The following is a 13345-nucleotide window of genomic DNA, read 5'->3' on the forward strand; positions in this document are numbered from 1 at the left end:
CGTCGAGCCGTCCGGCCACGCGCCCAGCGGTCGCCGGGCACGCCGGACATCACCACGAAGATCACAGGAGGCGACGCAATGAGTGATCCGATGACCGTCCTGTCCCCCGAGCACCGGCGGCTGCGGATCGGCGACGCCTGGCGCGACGCCGCGAGCGGAGCCACCTTCGCCGTCGAGGACCCGGGCACCGGCAAGACCATCGCCGAGGTGGCGGACGCCGACGTCGTCGACGGGCTCGCCGCTTTGGACGCGGCGGACAAGGCGATGGCGGAGTGGGCGGCGACCCCGCCGCGGAAACGGTCCGAGTTGTTGACCGCGACGTACCGGGCACTGACCGAGCGATCCGAGGAGGTCGCTCGGCTGATAACGCTGGAGATGGGCAAGCCGCTCGCCGAGGCTCGGGCGGAGGTGGGCTACGGCGCCGAGTTCTTCCGGTGGTTCGCCGAGGAGGCGGTACGCGTCGAGGGGCGCTTCAGCACCGCTCCCGCGGGTGGCTACCGAATCCTGACCGTGCCGAAGCCGGTCGGCCCGTGCGTCTTCGTGACGCCCTGGAACTTCCCGTTGGCCATGGGCGCCCGCAAGATCGCTCCCGCACTGGCCGCGGGCTGCACGACGATCACCAAGCCGGCCGCCCAGACGCCACTCACCATGCTGTTACTGGCCCGCATCATGGAGGAGGTCGGCGTACCCCCGGGCGTCGTCAACGTGGTGACCACCAAACGCGCCGGCAAGGTGGTCTCGGCGCTGCTGGCCGACGGTCGCACCCGCAAACTGTCGTTCACCGGGTCGACCGAGGTCGGGCGCGTGCTGCTCCGGCAGGCCGCGGACAACGTGCTGCGTACCTCCATGGAACTGGGCGGCAACGCGGCCCTGATCGTGTGTGCCGACGCCGACCTCGACGTCGCCGTCGACGGCGCCATGGTGGCCAAGATGCGCAACATCGGGGAGTCCTGCATCGCGGCCAACCGGATCTACGTCGAGGAGCCGGTGCGCGAGGAGTTCACGGCGCGCTTCGCCGAGCGGATGGGCGCGCTCTCGGTGGGCCACGGTCTCGACGACGGCGTGGACGTCGGGGCGTTGATCGACGACGACTCGGTCACCACGATCGACGAGCTCGTCGCCGACGCGGTCGACCGAGGCGCCCGGGTCCTGGTGGGCGGCGAGCGTCCGGATGGGCCCGGCCACTTCTACCCGCCCACCGTCCTCGTCGACGTACCCGACGACGCGCGGATGCTGAAGGCGGAGATCTTCGGCCCGGTGGCGCCGATCATCTCGTTCACCTCAGACGACGAGGTGCTGGCGAAGGCCAACGACACCGAGCACGGCCTGGTCGGGTACATCTTCACCCGTGACCTCCAGCGGGCACTCCGGTTCACCGAGGGGCTGGAGACCGGGATGATCGGCATCAACCGTGGCCTGATCTCGGACCCGTCAGCTCCGTTCGGAGGCGTGAAGCAGTCCGGCATCGGCAAGGAGGGGTCGCACGAGGGCATCCTCGAGTACCTCGACCTCACCTACGCGGCGATCGACCTACCGTGACCGGCCTGCCGCTTCGGCCGCCCGGCGCGCGCGCCCGCGCCACCCGGGCGGCCGACCTCGCCGACGCCGTCCCGGTCCCGCAGGTGACCTGGACGTCCGCCCAGCACATCGCCGCCGACGTACCGGGGAGGCACTGACATGCTTGAGACCGTCCGCGGACCACGCCAGCTGATAGTGGGCGAAGGGGTCGCGCAGAACATCCCACGAGTGGTGGCCGAGAGCGGCTCGCGAGTCCTCATCGTGACCGACCAGGTTCTTCTGGCCCAGCCCGGCGTGGCCGAGATCGTGGCCGCCGTGCGGGAGACGGTCGAGGCCGTCGCGGTGTTCTCCGACGCGACCTCGGACGTGCCACTCAGCGATGTCGCGCTGGCCGTCTCGGTCGCCGCCGAGGTGGACGCCGACGTGATCCTCGCCATCGGGGGTGGCACGGTCATCGACCTCGCCAAAATCGTCGGCGTCATCCGGCGCCACGGTGGGACGCCACGCGACTTCTACGGCGAGTCGAGGGTGCCGGGGCCGACCCTTCCGCTCGTCGCGGTCCCGACGACGTCCGGCACCGGCTCCGAACTCACACCCGTCTCGGTGCTGACCGACCCGGACCGGGAACTGAAGGTGGGGGTCTCCAGCGTCCACATCGTGCCCGACTTCGCCATCGTCGACCCCGAACTGACCTACACCTGCCCGGCGACCGTGACCGCCCACTCCGGCATCGACGCGTTCTGTCACGCGGTGGAGAGCTACACCGCACGACCCCGGCCCCACGGACCGCGCGACCCGGTGGAGCAGGTCTTCCTCGGCCGCAACCCCATCACCGACCACTACGCGCTCCTCGCCGCGGAGCGGATCGCCCGCAGCCTGCGTCGTGCCGTCCGGAACGGAGGCGACACGGATGCGCGCGCGGACATGTCCTACGGGTCCATGCTCGCCGGGCTCGCGTTCTCCCACGCGGGCAACGCGGCCCCGCACGCTCTCCAGTACCCCATCGGCGCGGCCACGCACACGCCGCACGGCCTCGGCGTCGGGCTGCTCCTGCCGTACGCGCTGGACGCGGCCAGGGACGCCATCGGCGACCGGATGGCCGTCCTCGCCCGGGTGTGCGGGCTCGACGTGACCGACGCCTCGGAGGCCGAGGCCGCGGACGCGTTCCTCACCTGGCTCGACGAGCTCCTCGCCGACATCGGCATCCCACCCACCCTGGCGGACATCGGCGTGGCCCGCGCCGACCTCCCGCGCTTCGCGGAGATGGCCAGTGGCGTCACCCGCCTGATCCAGAACCACCCAGGCCCGACCGACACCGCCAGCCTGACCGCGATCCTCGAAGCGGCCTGGATCGGGGACCGGGCCCGGCGCATCCCGACGCCGAGCTGAGATAGTTACCGGCCTTCCCACATGACGACGGGTTGCCTGTCGCCACCCTGGCTGTCGCAATGCGGGGCTGCAACGTCGCGGACGACCCCTCGTCGCCCAACACCGGGGTGGCGATGGCTCCGTGGCTGCTCGACGGGATCGGGCTGATCAGCGGCGGCACGGTGCTGGTCCTACTCGCCCGGCAGCGACACGCGTCCGGAAGCCGGAGGCGGTGACCGGGCGTGGTTGGCCGGCCCGGGTCTCCGGATCAGAGGACACGTGCCATCTCGATCTCAGGGCCGAGAGATCCGTGGAAACTCTCCCCAGTCGCCGTGAATCCGGCCTTTTCGTAAGCGCGTCGGGCGCGGATGTTGTCCGCATGCACGTAGAGGCGCACCCCCGTCAGCTTCCGCTGACGCAACCAATCCAGGCTTGCGTCGAGCAAGCTGCCGATCACACCCTTGCCGCGGTGTTCCGGCTGCAGGAAGACGCCTACCACATGTCCGCCGGACCGCTCGATCGTCTTGCCCTCGAAGTCCTGCTCGCCCGCCTTCTCGATCAGTGCGACCGACGTTCCCACCCACATGCCGTTATCGGCGACCGCGACGAACTGGCATGCCCCCGCCTGTGGTCCAGCAGCGTCGGACGAACCCTGGGCGCGCGCTTGCCAGAACTCGTCCGGCTGGGTGGCAGCCTCCTCGTAGGACTCAACGAAGGCCAACGGGGCACTCTCGTCCTTCAACGCCGTCAGACGCAGTGCCCGGATCTCGCGCCACTCGTGGGCCCGGATCGGACGGATCGTGTACTCGGTCACGCGGAGACTATGCCAGCACTGCCCGCTGTAGCAGGCAGAGGGACCAGCGCGACGCCGACGCACCTTTCGACGCGGGTAGCGCCTCCCAGGCCGTCGAGATGGTGCTGAGCGGACTGCCGAGGAGAGTCGGGTTCGGTCTCCGAGCGGCATGGCCCGACAGTATCCACGCACGTCCCGCCGTTTGTCAGCGAGTGGACATGGCGCAAGGTGGCCAGCTGGGTTTGACCTTGCCGTAACGCGATCTCTGGAGCCTTGGTGCAGCCGTTCCCTACTGCGCAGGAGTCGCGTTGCTCGTCCATTCGATACTGGCCGTCCTGACGGCCGCCACGATGGGTGCCCCGGCGCCCGTCCCACCCGCGGCGGCCGCGGCCGCGCCACCCGCCGGGTCGCCATCGCGTACGGTCACGCTCATCACCGGTGACCGGGTGACCGTGACCGGGACGGCGGTGACCCGCGTGGAGGCGGCGGAAGGGGTACGCATCAGCACCTTCCGCGGCGAGACGTACGCCTACCCGGACGCCGCTCTGCCGTACGTCGCGTCCGGTCTGCTCGACGCCGACTTGTTCAACGTGACCCGGCTGATCGCCGACGGGTACGACGACGCGCACGCCGACCGGCTGCCGCTGATCGTCGAGTACGCGGCGGGCGCCCGGGCCCTTCCGAAGAGCGCCGCCGAGGTACGTCCGCTGGAGAGCATCGGCGGGGCGGCGATCACCGTGGCCCGCACGCGGGAGTTCTGGTCGACGCTCGCTGCCCCGGGGACGTCGATGCGGGGTGGTGTCTCGCGGATCTGGCTGGACGGAAAGGTGCGCGCCGCGCTGGCGGAGAGCACGGCGCAGATCGGCGCGCCGCAGGTGTGGGCCGGCGGGGACACCGGTGTGGGCGTCGACGTCGCGGTGCTCGACACCGGCGTCGACCGGGAACACCCGGATCTGGCCGGTCGGATCGAGGAGGCGACCAGCTTCGTTCCCGGCGAGGAGGTGACCGACCGGCACGGGCACGGCACCCACGTGGCGTCCACGATCGCCGGCACGGGCGCGGCGTCGGGCGGTGCCGAACGGGGTGTGGCGCCGGGCGCCGACCTGCACATCGGCAAGGTGCTCAACGACCAGGGCGAGGGCCAGGACTCCTGGATCATCAGCGGCATGGAGTGGGCGGCCCGCACCGCACGGGCCCGGGTGGTCAACATGAGCCTGGGCGGCCGTCCGACGGACGGAACCGATCCGCTCAGCGCCGCGGTCGACCGGCTCAGCGCCGAGACCGGGACGCTGTTCGTGATCGCGGCCGGCAACAGCGGACCGGACGTCCAGGTCGTCGGCGCACCCGGCGCGGCCGCGTCCGCGCTGACCGTCGGCGCGGTCGACGCGCAGGACCGGCTCGCGGTCTTCTCCAGCCGCGGTCCACGCCACGGCGACAACGCGCCCAAGCCCGACCTGACCGGCCCGGGCGTCGACATCCTGGCCGCCAGGTCCCAGTACGCGCCCGAGGGCGAGGGCGCGTACCAGACGATGAGCGGCACCTCAATGGCCTCGCCGCACGTGGCCGGCGCGGCCGCCCTGCTCGCCGCGACGCACCCGGACTGGACCGGCGCGCGCCTCAAGGACGCGCTGATGAGCACCAGCAAGGGGACGCCGCAGCATCGGCTGGACTGGGCCGGCAGTGGTCGCGTCGACGTGGACGCCGCCGTGCACGCCACGGTGTTCGCCACCGGCACCACCTTCGCCGGGCTGCGCTGGCCGTACTCGCCGGGGCAGCAGGCCGAGCAGACGATCACGTACACGAACACCGGTGATCGGGCGGTGACGCTCGACCTGGCGGTGACCGGGCAGGCCTTCACGCTGCCGCAACGGCGGGTCACCGTGCCGGCGCGGGGAACCGCCACCGCGTCGGTGATCACGCCGCTCGACGCGATGCCGGACGGCACGTACGCCATCGGGTCGGTGACCGCCACCGGCGCGGACGGCATCTCCCTGCGGACGGTCGTGGGTGTCAACCGGGAAGCCAAGCACGCGAACCTCACCGTGACCGGCAAGGGCCCGGACGGCAAGCCGTTGAGCGGCGTCCTGGTCGTGAAGGACGTGCTGAACGACACCGTCCCGAGGGTCTTCGAGGTCGACGCCGGGGGAACGCTGAAGGTCCGCCTCCCCGCGAGCACGTGGGCGATGTGGATGTACGCCGACGTGCCGGGCGCCAACGGACCGCACTCGTTGGGCCGCGCCGTGCTGGCCGCCCCCGAGGTGGTCCTCGACACCGACCGCGAGGTGCTCCTGGACGGCCGCAAGCTCGTCGAGGCCCGCGCGGTGACCCCGACGCGGAGCAGCTTGGCGCAGCTACGGGTCGACCTGTTCCGCTCGTATCCCGGAAAGTATCCGTTCGGCGACGACTACGTCGCGGGCCCGCAGTACGACAGCATCTGGGCGACGCCGACCGGGCGAAAGGTCACCCAGGGCGGCTTCACCTTCGGCACCCGTTGGAGTTCCACGCAGCCGCCGCTGTCGTTCACCGTGGCCGGTGAGCGCTTCGACGATCTGCTGCCACAGTCCGGCTCGGCGAAACTCCCCGAGGGCGTCTACCGGCGTGGCACGGTGCTGATCCCGGCCGGTGGATCGTTCGCGCCGGCCCGCGGCAAGGTGGCCATCGTCCGTTACGTCGACGTCCCGACCGCGATCGCGCAGGCGGACGCCGCCCACCGGGCCGGCGCGACGATGCTGCTCATCGTCAACACCGGTCCGGGTCGACTGGACGCCTGGTGGGAGGTGGGGGATCCGAGTACGCCACTGCCGGTCGCCGCCGTCGCCCGCGACCCGGGAGAGCGCCTGCTGTCCCTGCTCGGACGTACGACGGTCACCGTCGAGTCGCACCCGGAGCCGCGCTACGTCTACGACCTGAACCGGTGGCACAGCGGGGCCATCCCCGCCGACCTCACGTGGCGACCGCGCGAACGCGACCTGGCCCGGGTGGAGCAGGACTTCCGCAGTCGCAGCGCGGGTACGGGCAACATGACGCGCAACGACGCCCACCCCGACGTGCCCGGTTCCGCTCTCCTCGGGCCGATCCTGCCCATCCCGACGCAGGGCCAGCGCACCGACTGGTTGTCCGAAGGCCCGTGGCGCGAGCAGGCCGGCGCGCCCGGGGTGCTCATCATGTCGGACGAGCACACCTATCCGGTTGGGCGCACCACGACCACCTCCTGGTTCGCACCGGTCGGTCGGCCACGGCTCTTCGACGACGGCCCGTTCCCGGCACCGTCGCGGATCGGTGAACTCGTCGGCGTCTTCGGCATCCCCGCCTTCGGCGACGCCGACCCGCACCACCAGGGCACGCTGGGCCAGGGTGCCACCCAGACGACCGCGCTCTACGAGGGCGCCACCGAGCTGGGCAGGGCCGACGGGGACATCCTGATCGCCGAGGTCGGTACGTCGGCGAAGTCCCTGCGGATGGTCACGCGGACCGCCCACGACGGCAGCGCGACGCCGTACAGCACCCGCACGGACACCGAGTGGACCTTCCGCTCCCCGGCGCCGAACCTGGAGCACGTGGAGGCCGTTCCCCTCGACCTGGTGCAGCTCGACTACCAGGTGGCGACCAGCCTGTCCGGGGTGGCGTCGCGGCACGCCCGCCTCGACGTCACCGCGACCCGGATCGACGGCAGACCACTCGGCGCGGCAGGTCGCGTCGAGGTGTCCTACGACGACGGTCGCACGTGGCACAAACTGGGCCGCAATGGCGTGCTCGACGCCCCGAAGTCGGCCCGGTTCGTCAGCGTCCGGGCCACCGCCACCGACGCCGCGAAACACGGCTCCGTCACCCAGACGGTGATCCGCGCGTTCGGCGTGCGCTGAGCTGATCCCGGCCCGGCCCCGCAGGCCGGGCCGGGATCAACCGCTGGCGTCGTACCGGCAGCGGCCACCGCACACGTCCTGATCAGGGGATCTCACGCCGGCATCACATGATCAAATGGTAGAGATGCGCTACCGCCCGGCGCACTTGACCAGAATTGGTCCCCAGGAAGCCGCAAAGGCCGGCCCGATGCCTCGGACCAGCCTTCTGACCTGCTATTTCAGCCTGTCGGGACGGCCGGATTCGAACCGACGACCCCTTGACCCCCAGTCAAGTGCGCTACCAAGCTGCGCCACGTCCCGTTGCTTCCGCGTCAACTTCCCCGCGACAGCCGGTACAGCTTAGCGCAGCCGCGTCCCCTCGTCCGCACTGGCCCCACCGGTACCGCGCCGCATCATGACCGAGCGGACTGCCCCACACCCCCTACGGCGTCCTAGGAGGCTGCGTGGGGCAGATACGAGGGCGGGCCGGGTTGGGGAGGAAGCTCCCCCACCCGGCCCGCCCTGCAGCGCCTTGGTCAGCCGTGTGCCTTGCCCCGGCCGCCGGGGCCGAGCTTCTTGCGCGGGCGTACGGAAATCTCGATCGGGCTGCCCTCGAAGCCGAACTCCTCGCGGAGCTTGCGCTCGACGAACCGCTGGTAGCCCGCGTCGATCGGGCCCGTGGTGAAGAGCACGAACCGCGGCGGCGCCACCCCGGCCTGGGTGGCGAAGAGGATGCGCGGGGCCCGCCCGCCCCGCACCGGGTGCGGGGTGGCCTGCACGAGCGCGGTGAGCCACTGGTTGAGCTGAGCCGTCGGTACGCGCGTCTCCCAGCTCGCGAGGGCCGTGCGCAGCGACGGGGCGAGCTTGTCGACGGCGCGACCGGTCATCGCCGACAGGTTCAGCCGGATCGCCCAGGGGATGCGGCGCAGTTCCCGCTCGATCTCCTTGTCGAGGTAGTACCGGCGGTCGGCGTCGACCAGGTCCCACTTGTTGAAGGCGATGACCAGGGCCCGGCCGGCCTCGGTGACCATGGACAGGATCCGCTGGTCCTGCTCGCTGATCGGCTCGCTGGCGTCGAGCAGCACCACGGCCACCTCCGCCGCCTCGATCGCGGAGGCGGTGCGCAGGCTGGCGTAGTACTCGGTGCCGCTGGCCTTGCCGACCCGCTTGCGCAGGCCGGCGGTGTCGACCAGGTACCACGTCTCCCCGCCGATCTGCACGAGGCTGTCGACCGGGTCGACGGTGGTGCCGGCGACCGAGTCGACGACGGCCCGCTGCTCCCCGGAGAACCGGTTGAGCAGGCTGGACTTGCCGACGTTCGGCCGGCCCACCAGCGCCACCCGGCGCGGGCCGCGCGGCCGGTTCTCCACGATCGCCGGGGCCTCCGGCAGCGCGTCCAGGATGGCGTCGAGCAGCTCACCGGCGCCGCGACCGTGCAGCGCGGAGACCGTGTGCGGCTCCCCGAGACCGAGCGACCACAGCGAGGTCGCCTCCATCTCGATGGACGCGTTGTCCGCCTTGTTCGCCACCAGGATCACCGGCTTGGCGCTGCGCCGCAGCATCTTCACCGCGGCCTCGTCCACATCGGTCGAACCGACCATGGCGTCGACCACGAACAGCACCACGTCGGCGGTGGCCACGGCCGTCTCGGCCTGCGCGGCGATCGCCGCGGCCCGGTCCTTCGCGTCCGGCTCCCAGCCACCGGTGTCCACCACGGTGAACGCCCGGCCGGACCACTGCGCGTCGTACGGCACCCGGTCGCGGGTCACCCCGGGAATGTCCTCGACGACCGCCTGTCGACGGCCGATGATGCGGTTGACCAGCGTGGACTTACCGACGTTCGGTCGACCGACCACGGCCACTACCGGCTGCGGGCCGCTCGGCTCGGTCTCCTCGACGTCCGGCTCCCGCAGCTCGACCCAACCACCCTCGGCGCTCATGCCAATCCCCGCTCGCTGAGCAGGTTGCGCAGCCGCTGGACGACCTCGTCGATACCCAGCTCGGTGGTGTCGAGCTCGACGGCGTCCGCGGCCTGCTGCAGCGGTGACGCCTTACGGGTCGAGTCGAGCCGGTCCCGGCGGGCCAGGTCGGCGGCGGTGGCCGCCGCGTCGGTGGCGTCCTCGGCGCTGCGCCGGGCCGCGCGGGCCGCCTCGGAGGCGGTCAGGTAGACCTTCAGGTCGGCGTCCGGCGCCACGACGGCGCCGATGTCCCGGCCCTCGACCACGATCCGGCCCGCGTTCACGATCATCTCCTGCTGGCGGGCGACCAGCAGCGCCCGCACCGCCGGCACGGCGGCCACGGCGGAGACCGCCCCGGTCACCTCCGGCCCGCGGATCTCGGCGTCGACGTTCACGCCGTCGGCGGTCACGCCGTACCCCTGCGGGTCGGTGCCGATGCGCAGGTCCACCTCACCGGCGACCTTCGCCACCGCCTCGGCGTCGGTGAGGTCGACCCCGGAGCGCAGCACCGCCCAGGTGATCGCCCGGTACATCGCCCCGGTGTCCAGGTAACGGGCACCGATGCTGGCGGCGAGGCGCCGCGAGACGGTGGACTTTCCCGAACCGGACGGCCCGTCCACAGCGACCACACATCGCCCGGTCCGCACGTTTTCCTCCACCGTCGTCCTCCTCAGCCCGTACCTCACGGATCGCCGGTCCTCCGACGCCGTGAGCGGATGTCCCTCAACCATGATGCCCGCCGTCCCCGTCCGGGACACGCGCGACGCCGCCCGGCGCGACCCACGCCACCGCGTGGCCGCCGCTCGGCCGCCACGGAGCCTACCGGCAGCCGTACCCGGTCCGGTGGGGTCAGTCACCCACCGCCTTGAACAGCGCCGCGACCTCGGCGTTCGTGAGCCGCCGGGTCCGCCCGGAACGCAGGTCCCCGAGCCGGATCGGCCCGATGGACGTACGCACCAGCCGGGACACCGGGTGACCGACCTCGGCGAGCAGCCGCCGGACGATGTGTTTGCGCCCCTCGTGCAGGTTAAGCTCCACCTGGGCGGTCCGTCCCAGGGTGTCCACCACCCGGAACGCGTCGACCTTCACCGGGCCGTCCTCCAGCTCCACCCCGGCCATCAGCTTCTTGCCCAGGTTGCGCGGGATCGGGCCGGCCACCTCACACAGGTACGTCTTCTGCACCCCGTAGGAGGGGTGCATCAGCCGGTGCGCCAGGGTGCCGTCGTTGGTGAGCAGCAGCAGGCCCTCGCTGTCCGCGTCGAGCCGCCCGACGTGGTAGACGCGCTGCTCCACCCGGTTGCCGAGGAAGTCGGCCAGCGCCGTACGGCCCTTCTCGTCGGCCATGGTCGACACCACACCACGCGGCTTGTTCATCGCCAGGTACACCAGGCGGGTGTCGGCCTGCAGGCGCTCCCCGTCGACGTGGATCACGGCGGTGGCCGGGTCGACCTTGTCGCCGAGCTGCGCGACCCGCCCGTTCACGGTGACCCGGCGGCGGAAGATCAGGTCTTCGCAGGCGCGCCGGGAGCCGACGCCGGCGGCGGCGAGCACCTTCTGGAGGCGCTCGGCCCCCTCCGGGGCGACGGCGTCGGGTCGGGGGGTGCGGTTATCGCGAGGCATCGGTCAGCTCTTCCACATCGTCGGGCAGGAACGGCGCGAGCGGCGGCAGCTCGTCGACCGTGTTCAGCCCCAGCTTTTCCAGGAACAGGGTGGTCGTCCGGTAGAGGAACGCGCCGCTCTCCGGCTCGGTGCCGCACTCCTCGACGAGGCCGCGGGACACCAGGGTACGGATCACGCCGTCGCAGTTGACCCCCCGGATCGCCGAGATCCGTGACCGGGTGACCGGCTGCTTGTAGGCGACCACCGCGAGGGTCTCCAGGGCGGCCTGCGTCAACCGTACGGACTGCCCGTCCAACACGAACCGCTCCACGTACGTCGCGTATTCCGGCCGCGTGTACAGCCGCCACCCGCCCGCGGCGCGGCGCAGCTCGAAACCGTACCCGGCTGCGGTGTAGCCGGCCGCGATCCGGTCGAGCATCGCGCCGACCCGCTCCGCCGGCTGCTCCAGCACCTCCGCCAGGGTCAGCTCGCTGACCGGCTCGTCCACGACCAGCAGGATCGCTTCGAGCGCACCACGCAGCTCGGCGTCGTCCAGCTCCGGCGCGGGCTCCGGCTGGGACTGCCCCGCCCGCCGCCGCCCCCCGGCCCTGTCGGCCACCCCCACGCTCTCCGCGGCGATCTTGGTACGTTCCGGCCCCTCCGGGGGCGCTTCCCTACCAAGATCCGCAGGCGCCTCCGTCGGATCCGTCGGGATCTTGGAAGTTCGGGGCCCCTCCAGGGGCATCGGGCTTCCAAGATCTGCTGGCGCGTCGAGGGCTGGTGCGTCGGGGGTCGGCTTCGGGTCGGCCGGGATATTGGCGGTGTCGGGCTCCTCCTCGGGCGTTTCGCTTCCAAGATCTGCGGCGTCGTCCGGGGCCGGCGGGGTGGGGCGCTGCCACGGGGGGACCCAGGCGGCGGCCTGATCGGCCAGGGAGTCGCGGCGCTCCTCGTCGTTCATCGCGGTCACTCCTCGCTCGTCCCCTGGTCGGGCCTACCCGTCGTGGCTGCCCCCGGCCCGTCGGCCGTCGCCGGCTCCGGCTCACCCGCTGTGGCTGCGGCCGGCCCGTCAGCCGACACCGCCGGCCCACCGTCGGATGACGCCGTCCGGCGGCCCTCGGGCCTCGCCGGCTCCGGCCCAGCCGGCTGCGGGGGCTCGGGCGGAACCGTCGGCGTCGGCTCCGGCGGAGTGCCGGGCGAGGTCGACGGCGGCGCGGCGGGATCGGTCGGTGGGGGCGTCGTCTCGTCGGCGGGGGTGCCGGCGTACTCGTCGATCTGCAGGTCGGGGCCGCCCTCGGCGGGGCCGGTCCAGCGTACGGTCAGCTCCTCCAGCGCCTGCTCCTGCACGAACGCCACCAGGCCCTCCCGGTAGAGCTCCAGCAGCGCGAGGAACCGGGCCACCACCTCCAGGGTGGCCTCGCAGTCGGCGCAGAGCAGGGAGAACGTGGCGACGCCGGCACGGCGCAGCCGCTCGGTGATGATCGCGGCGTGCTCCCGGACGCTGACCCGGACCATGTGCACGTGCGCGATGGAGACCTCGGGCACCGGTTTCGGGGTGAGCGCCCGCAGGGCCAGCTTGAGAAGCCGTTGCGGGCCGACACCGAGGACCAGTTCGGGCAGCGCCTCGGCGTAGCGGGGCTCCAGGGTCACGGCGCGGGGGTAGCGCCGGCCGCCGACCGCCTCCAGCGCGCCGATGTGCGCCGCCGCCTCCTTGTACGCCTTGTACTGCAGCAGCCGGGCGAAGAGCAGGTCCCGCGCCTCCAGCAGGGCGAGGTCCTCCTCGTCCTCGACCTCGGCGGCGGGCAGCAGCCGGGCGGCCTTCAGGTCCAGCAGGGTCGCGGCGATCAGCAGGAACTCGCTGGCCTCGTCCAGGTCCCACTGGTCACCCATGGCCCGGATGTAGGCGATGAACTCGTCGGTGACCCGGTGCAACGCCACCTCGGTGACGTCGAGCTTGTGCTTGCCGATCAGCTGGAGCAGCAGGTCGAACGGGCCGGTGAAGTTGGCCAGCCGCACGGTGAACCCGGCGGCCTCCGGCTCCGCCCCGGCCGCGGACGCCTCGGGCGCGGACGCCTCGGCCGGACCCGGATCCGGGGACGACCCCGATTCGGAGGACGACTCCGGCCCGGAAGACGATTCCGACCCCGAGGACGAGGACGGGGACGCGAGATCGGTGTGACCGGGCTCGGCGGGGCGCACGCTCTGCGCGGGGAGCGGCTGCTCGGACGCGCTGGGTGGGTCGAGGGGCGGGGCGGTCACCCGACGACCGT

The 13345-nt window shown here is 72.2% G+C and carries 11 protein-coding genes and 1 tRNA gene; 5 read left to right on the top strand and 7 right to left on the bottom strand.

What is annotated here, in order from left to right; genetic code table 11:
- The first annotated feature begins 78 nt into the window (after positions 1 to 78).
- Genes GA0070620_RS09845 through GA0070620_RS32625 form a run of 4 tightly spaced genes read left to right on the top strand, consistent with a single transcriptional unit; the run spans position 79 to position 3122 of the window.
- Entirely contained in the window at positions 79 to 1539 is a 1461-nt protein-coding gene (locus GA0070620_RS09845) for an NAD-dependent succinate-semialdehyde dehydrogenase (RefSeq protein WP_091589581.1), read from the top strand.
- Entirely contained in the window at positions 1536 to 1676 is a 141-nt protein-coding gene (locus tag GA0070620_RS32620; protein WP_157741582.1) for a hypothetical protein, read from the top strand. The genes GA0070620_RS09845 and GA0070620_RS32620 overlap by 4 nt, the downstream gene beginning before the upstream one ends.
- 1 nt (position 1677) lies before the next feature.
- Positions 1678 to 2907, top strand: a complete 1230-nt coding sequence (locus GA0070620_RS09850) for an iron-containing alcohol dehydrogenase (protein WP_091589582.1) — start codon at positions 1678 to 1680, stop codon at positions 2905 to 2907.
- A 59-nt stretch (positions 2908 to 2966) separates the two neighbouring features.
- Positions 2967 to 3122: a hypothetical protein gene (locus tag GA0070620_RS32625; RefSeq protein WP_157741583.1), complete on the top strand. Its 156-nt coding sequence runs from the start codon at positions 2967 to 2969 to the stop codon at positions 3120 to 3122.
- A 32-nt stretch (positions 3123 to 3154) separates the two neighbouring features.
- On the opposite strand, the gene GA0070620_RS09855 is transcribed toward GA0070620_RS32625, so the two are convergent.
- Positions 3155 to 3700 (bottom strand): GNAT family N-acetyltransferase, encoded by a 546-nt coding sequence (locus tag GA0070620_RS09855; protein ID WP_197677577.1) that lies wholly within the window; start codon positions 3698 to 3700, stop codon positions 3155 to 3157.
- Positions 3701 to 3987: 287 nt separating this feature from the next.
- Here GA0070620_RS09855 and GA0070620_RS09860 point away from each other — a divergent pair, with 287 nt between their 5' ends.
- Positions 3988 to 7542, top strand: a complete 3555-nt coding sequence (locus GA0070620_RS09860) for a S8 family serine peptidase (RefSeq protein ID WP_197677578.1) — start codon at positions 3988 to 3990, stop codon at positions 7540 to 7542.
- Between the two features lie 226 nt (positions 7543 to 7768).
- Here the strand turns inward: GA0070620_RS09860 and GA0070620_RS09865 are convergent.
- The 6 genes from GA0070620_RS09865 to GA0070620_RS09890 form a co-directional block, all read right to left on the bottom strand.
- Positions 7769 to 7842 (bottom strand) — tRNA-Pro (locus GA0070620_RS09865).
- Positions 7843 to 8057: 215 nt separating this feature from the next.
- Positions 8058 to 9461 carry a ribosome biogenesis GTPase Der gene (der, locus tag GA0070620_RS09870; protein ID WP_091589583.1) on the bottom strand — a complete coding sequence of 468 codons (1404 nt, stop codon included), beginning with the start codon at positions 9459 to 9461 and terminating at the stop codon, positions 8058 to 8060.
- The gene (gene cmk / locus GA0070620_RS09875) at positions 9458 to 10138 is read right to left on the bottom strand and encodes a (d)CMP kinase (RefSeq protein WP_091589584.1); all 681 of its coding nucleotides are present in this window, start codon (positions 10136 to 10138) and stop codon (positions 9458 to 9460) included. The genes der and cmk overlap by 4 nt, the downstream gene beginning before the upstream one ends.
- Positions 10139 to 10328: 190 nt before the next feature.
- Positions 10329 to 11099 carry a pseudouridine synthase gene (locus tag GA0070620_RS09880; protein ID WP_091589585.1) on the bottom strand — a complete coding sequence of 257 codons (771 nt, stop codon included), beginning with the start codon at positions 11097 to 11099 and terminating at the stop codon, positions 10329 to 10331.
- The gene (gene scpB, locus GA0070620_RS09885) at positions 11086 to 12036 is read right to left on the bottom strand and encodes an SMC-Scp complex subunit ScpB (RefSeq protein ID WP_091598451.1); all 951 of its coding nucleotides are present in this window, start codon (positions 12034 to 12036) and stop codon (positions 11086 to 11088) included. The genes GA0070620_RS09880 and scpB overlap by 14 nt, the downstream gene beginning before the upstream one ends.
- 5 nt (positions 12037 to 12041) lie before the next feature.
- A complete protein-coding gene (locus GA0070620_RS09890) occupies positions 12042 to 13334 on the bottom strand; it encodes a segregation and condensation protein A (RefSeq protein WP_231922317.1) in 1293 nt (430 codons plus the stop codon).
- Positions 13335 to 13345: the final 11 nt, after the last annotated feature.

Source organism: Micromonospora krabiensis, assembly GCF_900091425.1.
Lineage (GTDB): Bacteria > Actinomycetota > Actinomycetes > Mycobacteriales > Micromonosporaceae > Micromonospora > Micromonospora krabiensis.

What these genes read in the sequence shown, in the direction of transcription:
- GA0070620_RS09845 (WP_091589581.1), top strand. Translation starts at nt 79, where the DNA reads ATGAGTGATCCGATGACCGTCCTGTCCCCCGAGCACCGGCGGCTGCGG.
- GA0070620_RS09850 (WP_091589582.1), top strand. Translation starts at nt 1,678, where the DNA reads ATGCTTGAGACCGTCCGCGGACCACGCCAGCTGATAGTGGGCGAAGGG.
- GA0070620_RS32625 (WP_157741583.1), top strand. Translation starts at nt 2,967, where the DNA reads ATGCGGGGCTGCAACGTCGCGGACGACCCCTCGTCGCCCAACACCGGG.
- der (WP_091589583.1), bottom strand. Translation starts at nt 9,461, where the DNA reads ATGAGCGCCGAGGGTGGTTGGGTCGAGCTGCGGGAGCCGGACGTCGAG.
- GA0070620_RS09880 (WP_091589585.1), bottom strand. Translation starts at nt 11,099, where the DNA reads ATGCCTCGCGATAACCGCACCCCCCGACCCGACGCCGTCGCCCCGGAG.
- scpB (WP_091598451.1), bottom strand. Translation starts at nt 12,036, where the DNA reads ATGAACGACGAGGAGCGCCGCGACTCCCTGGCCGATCAGGCCGCCGCC.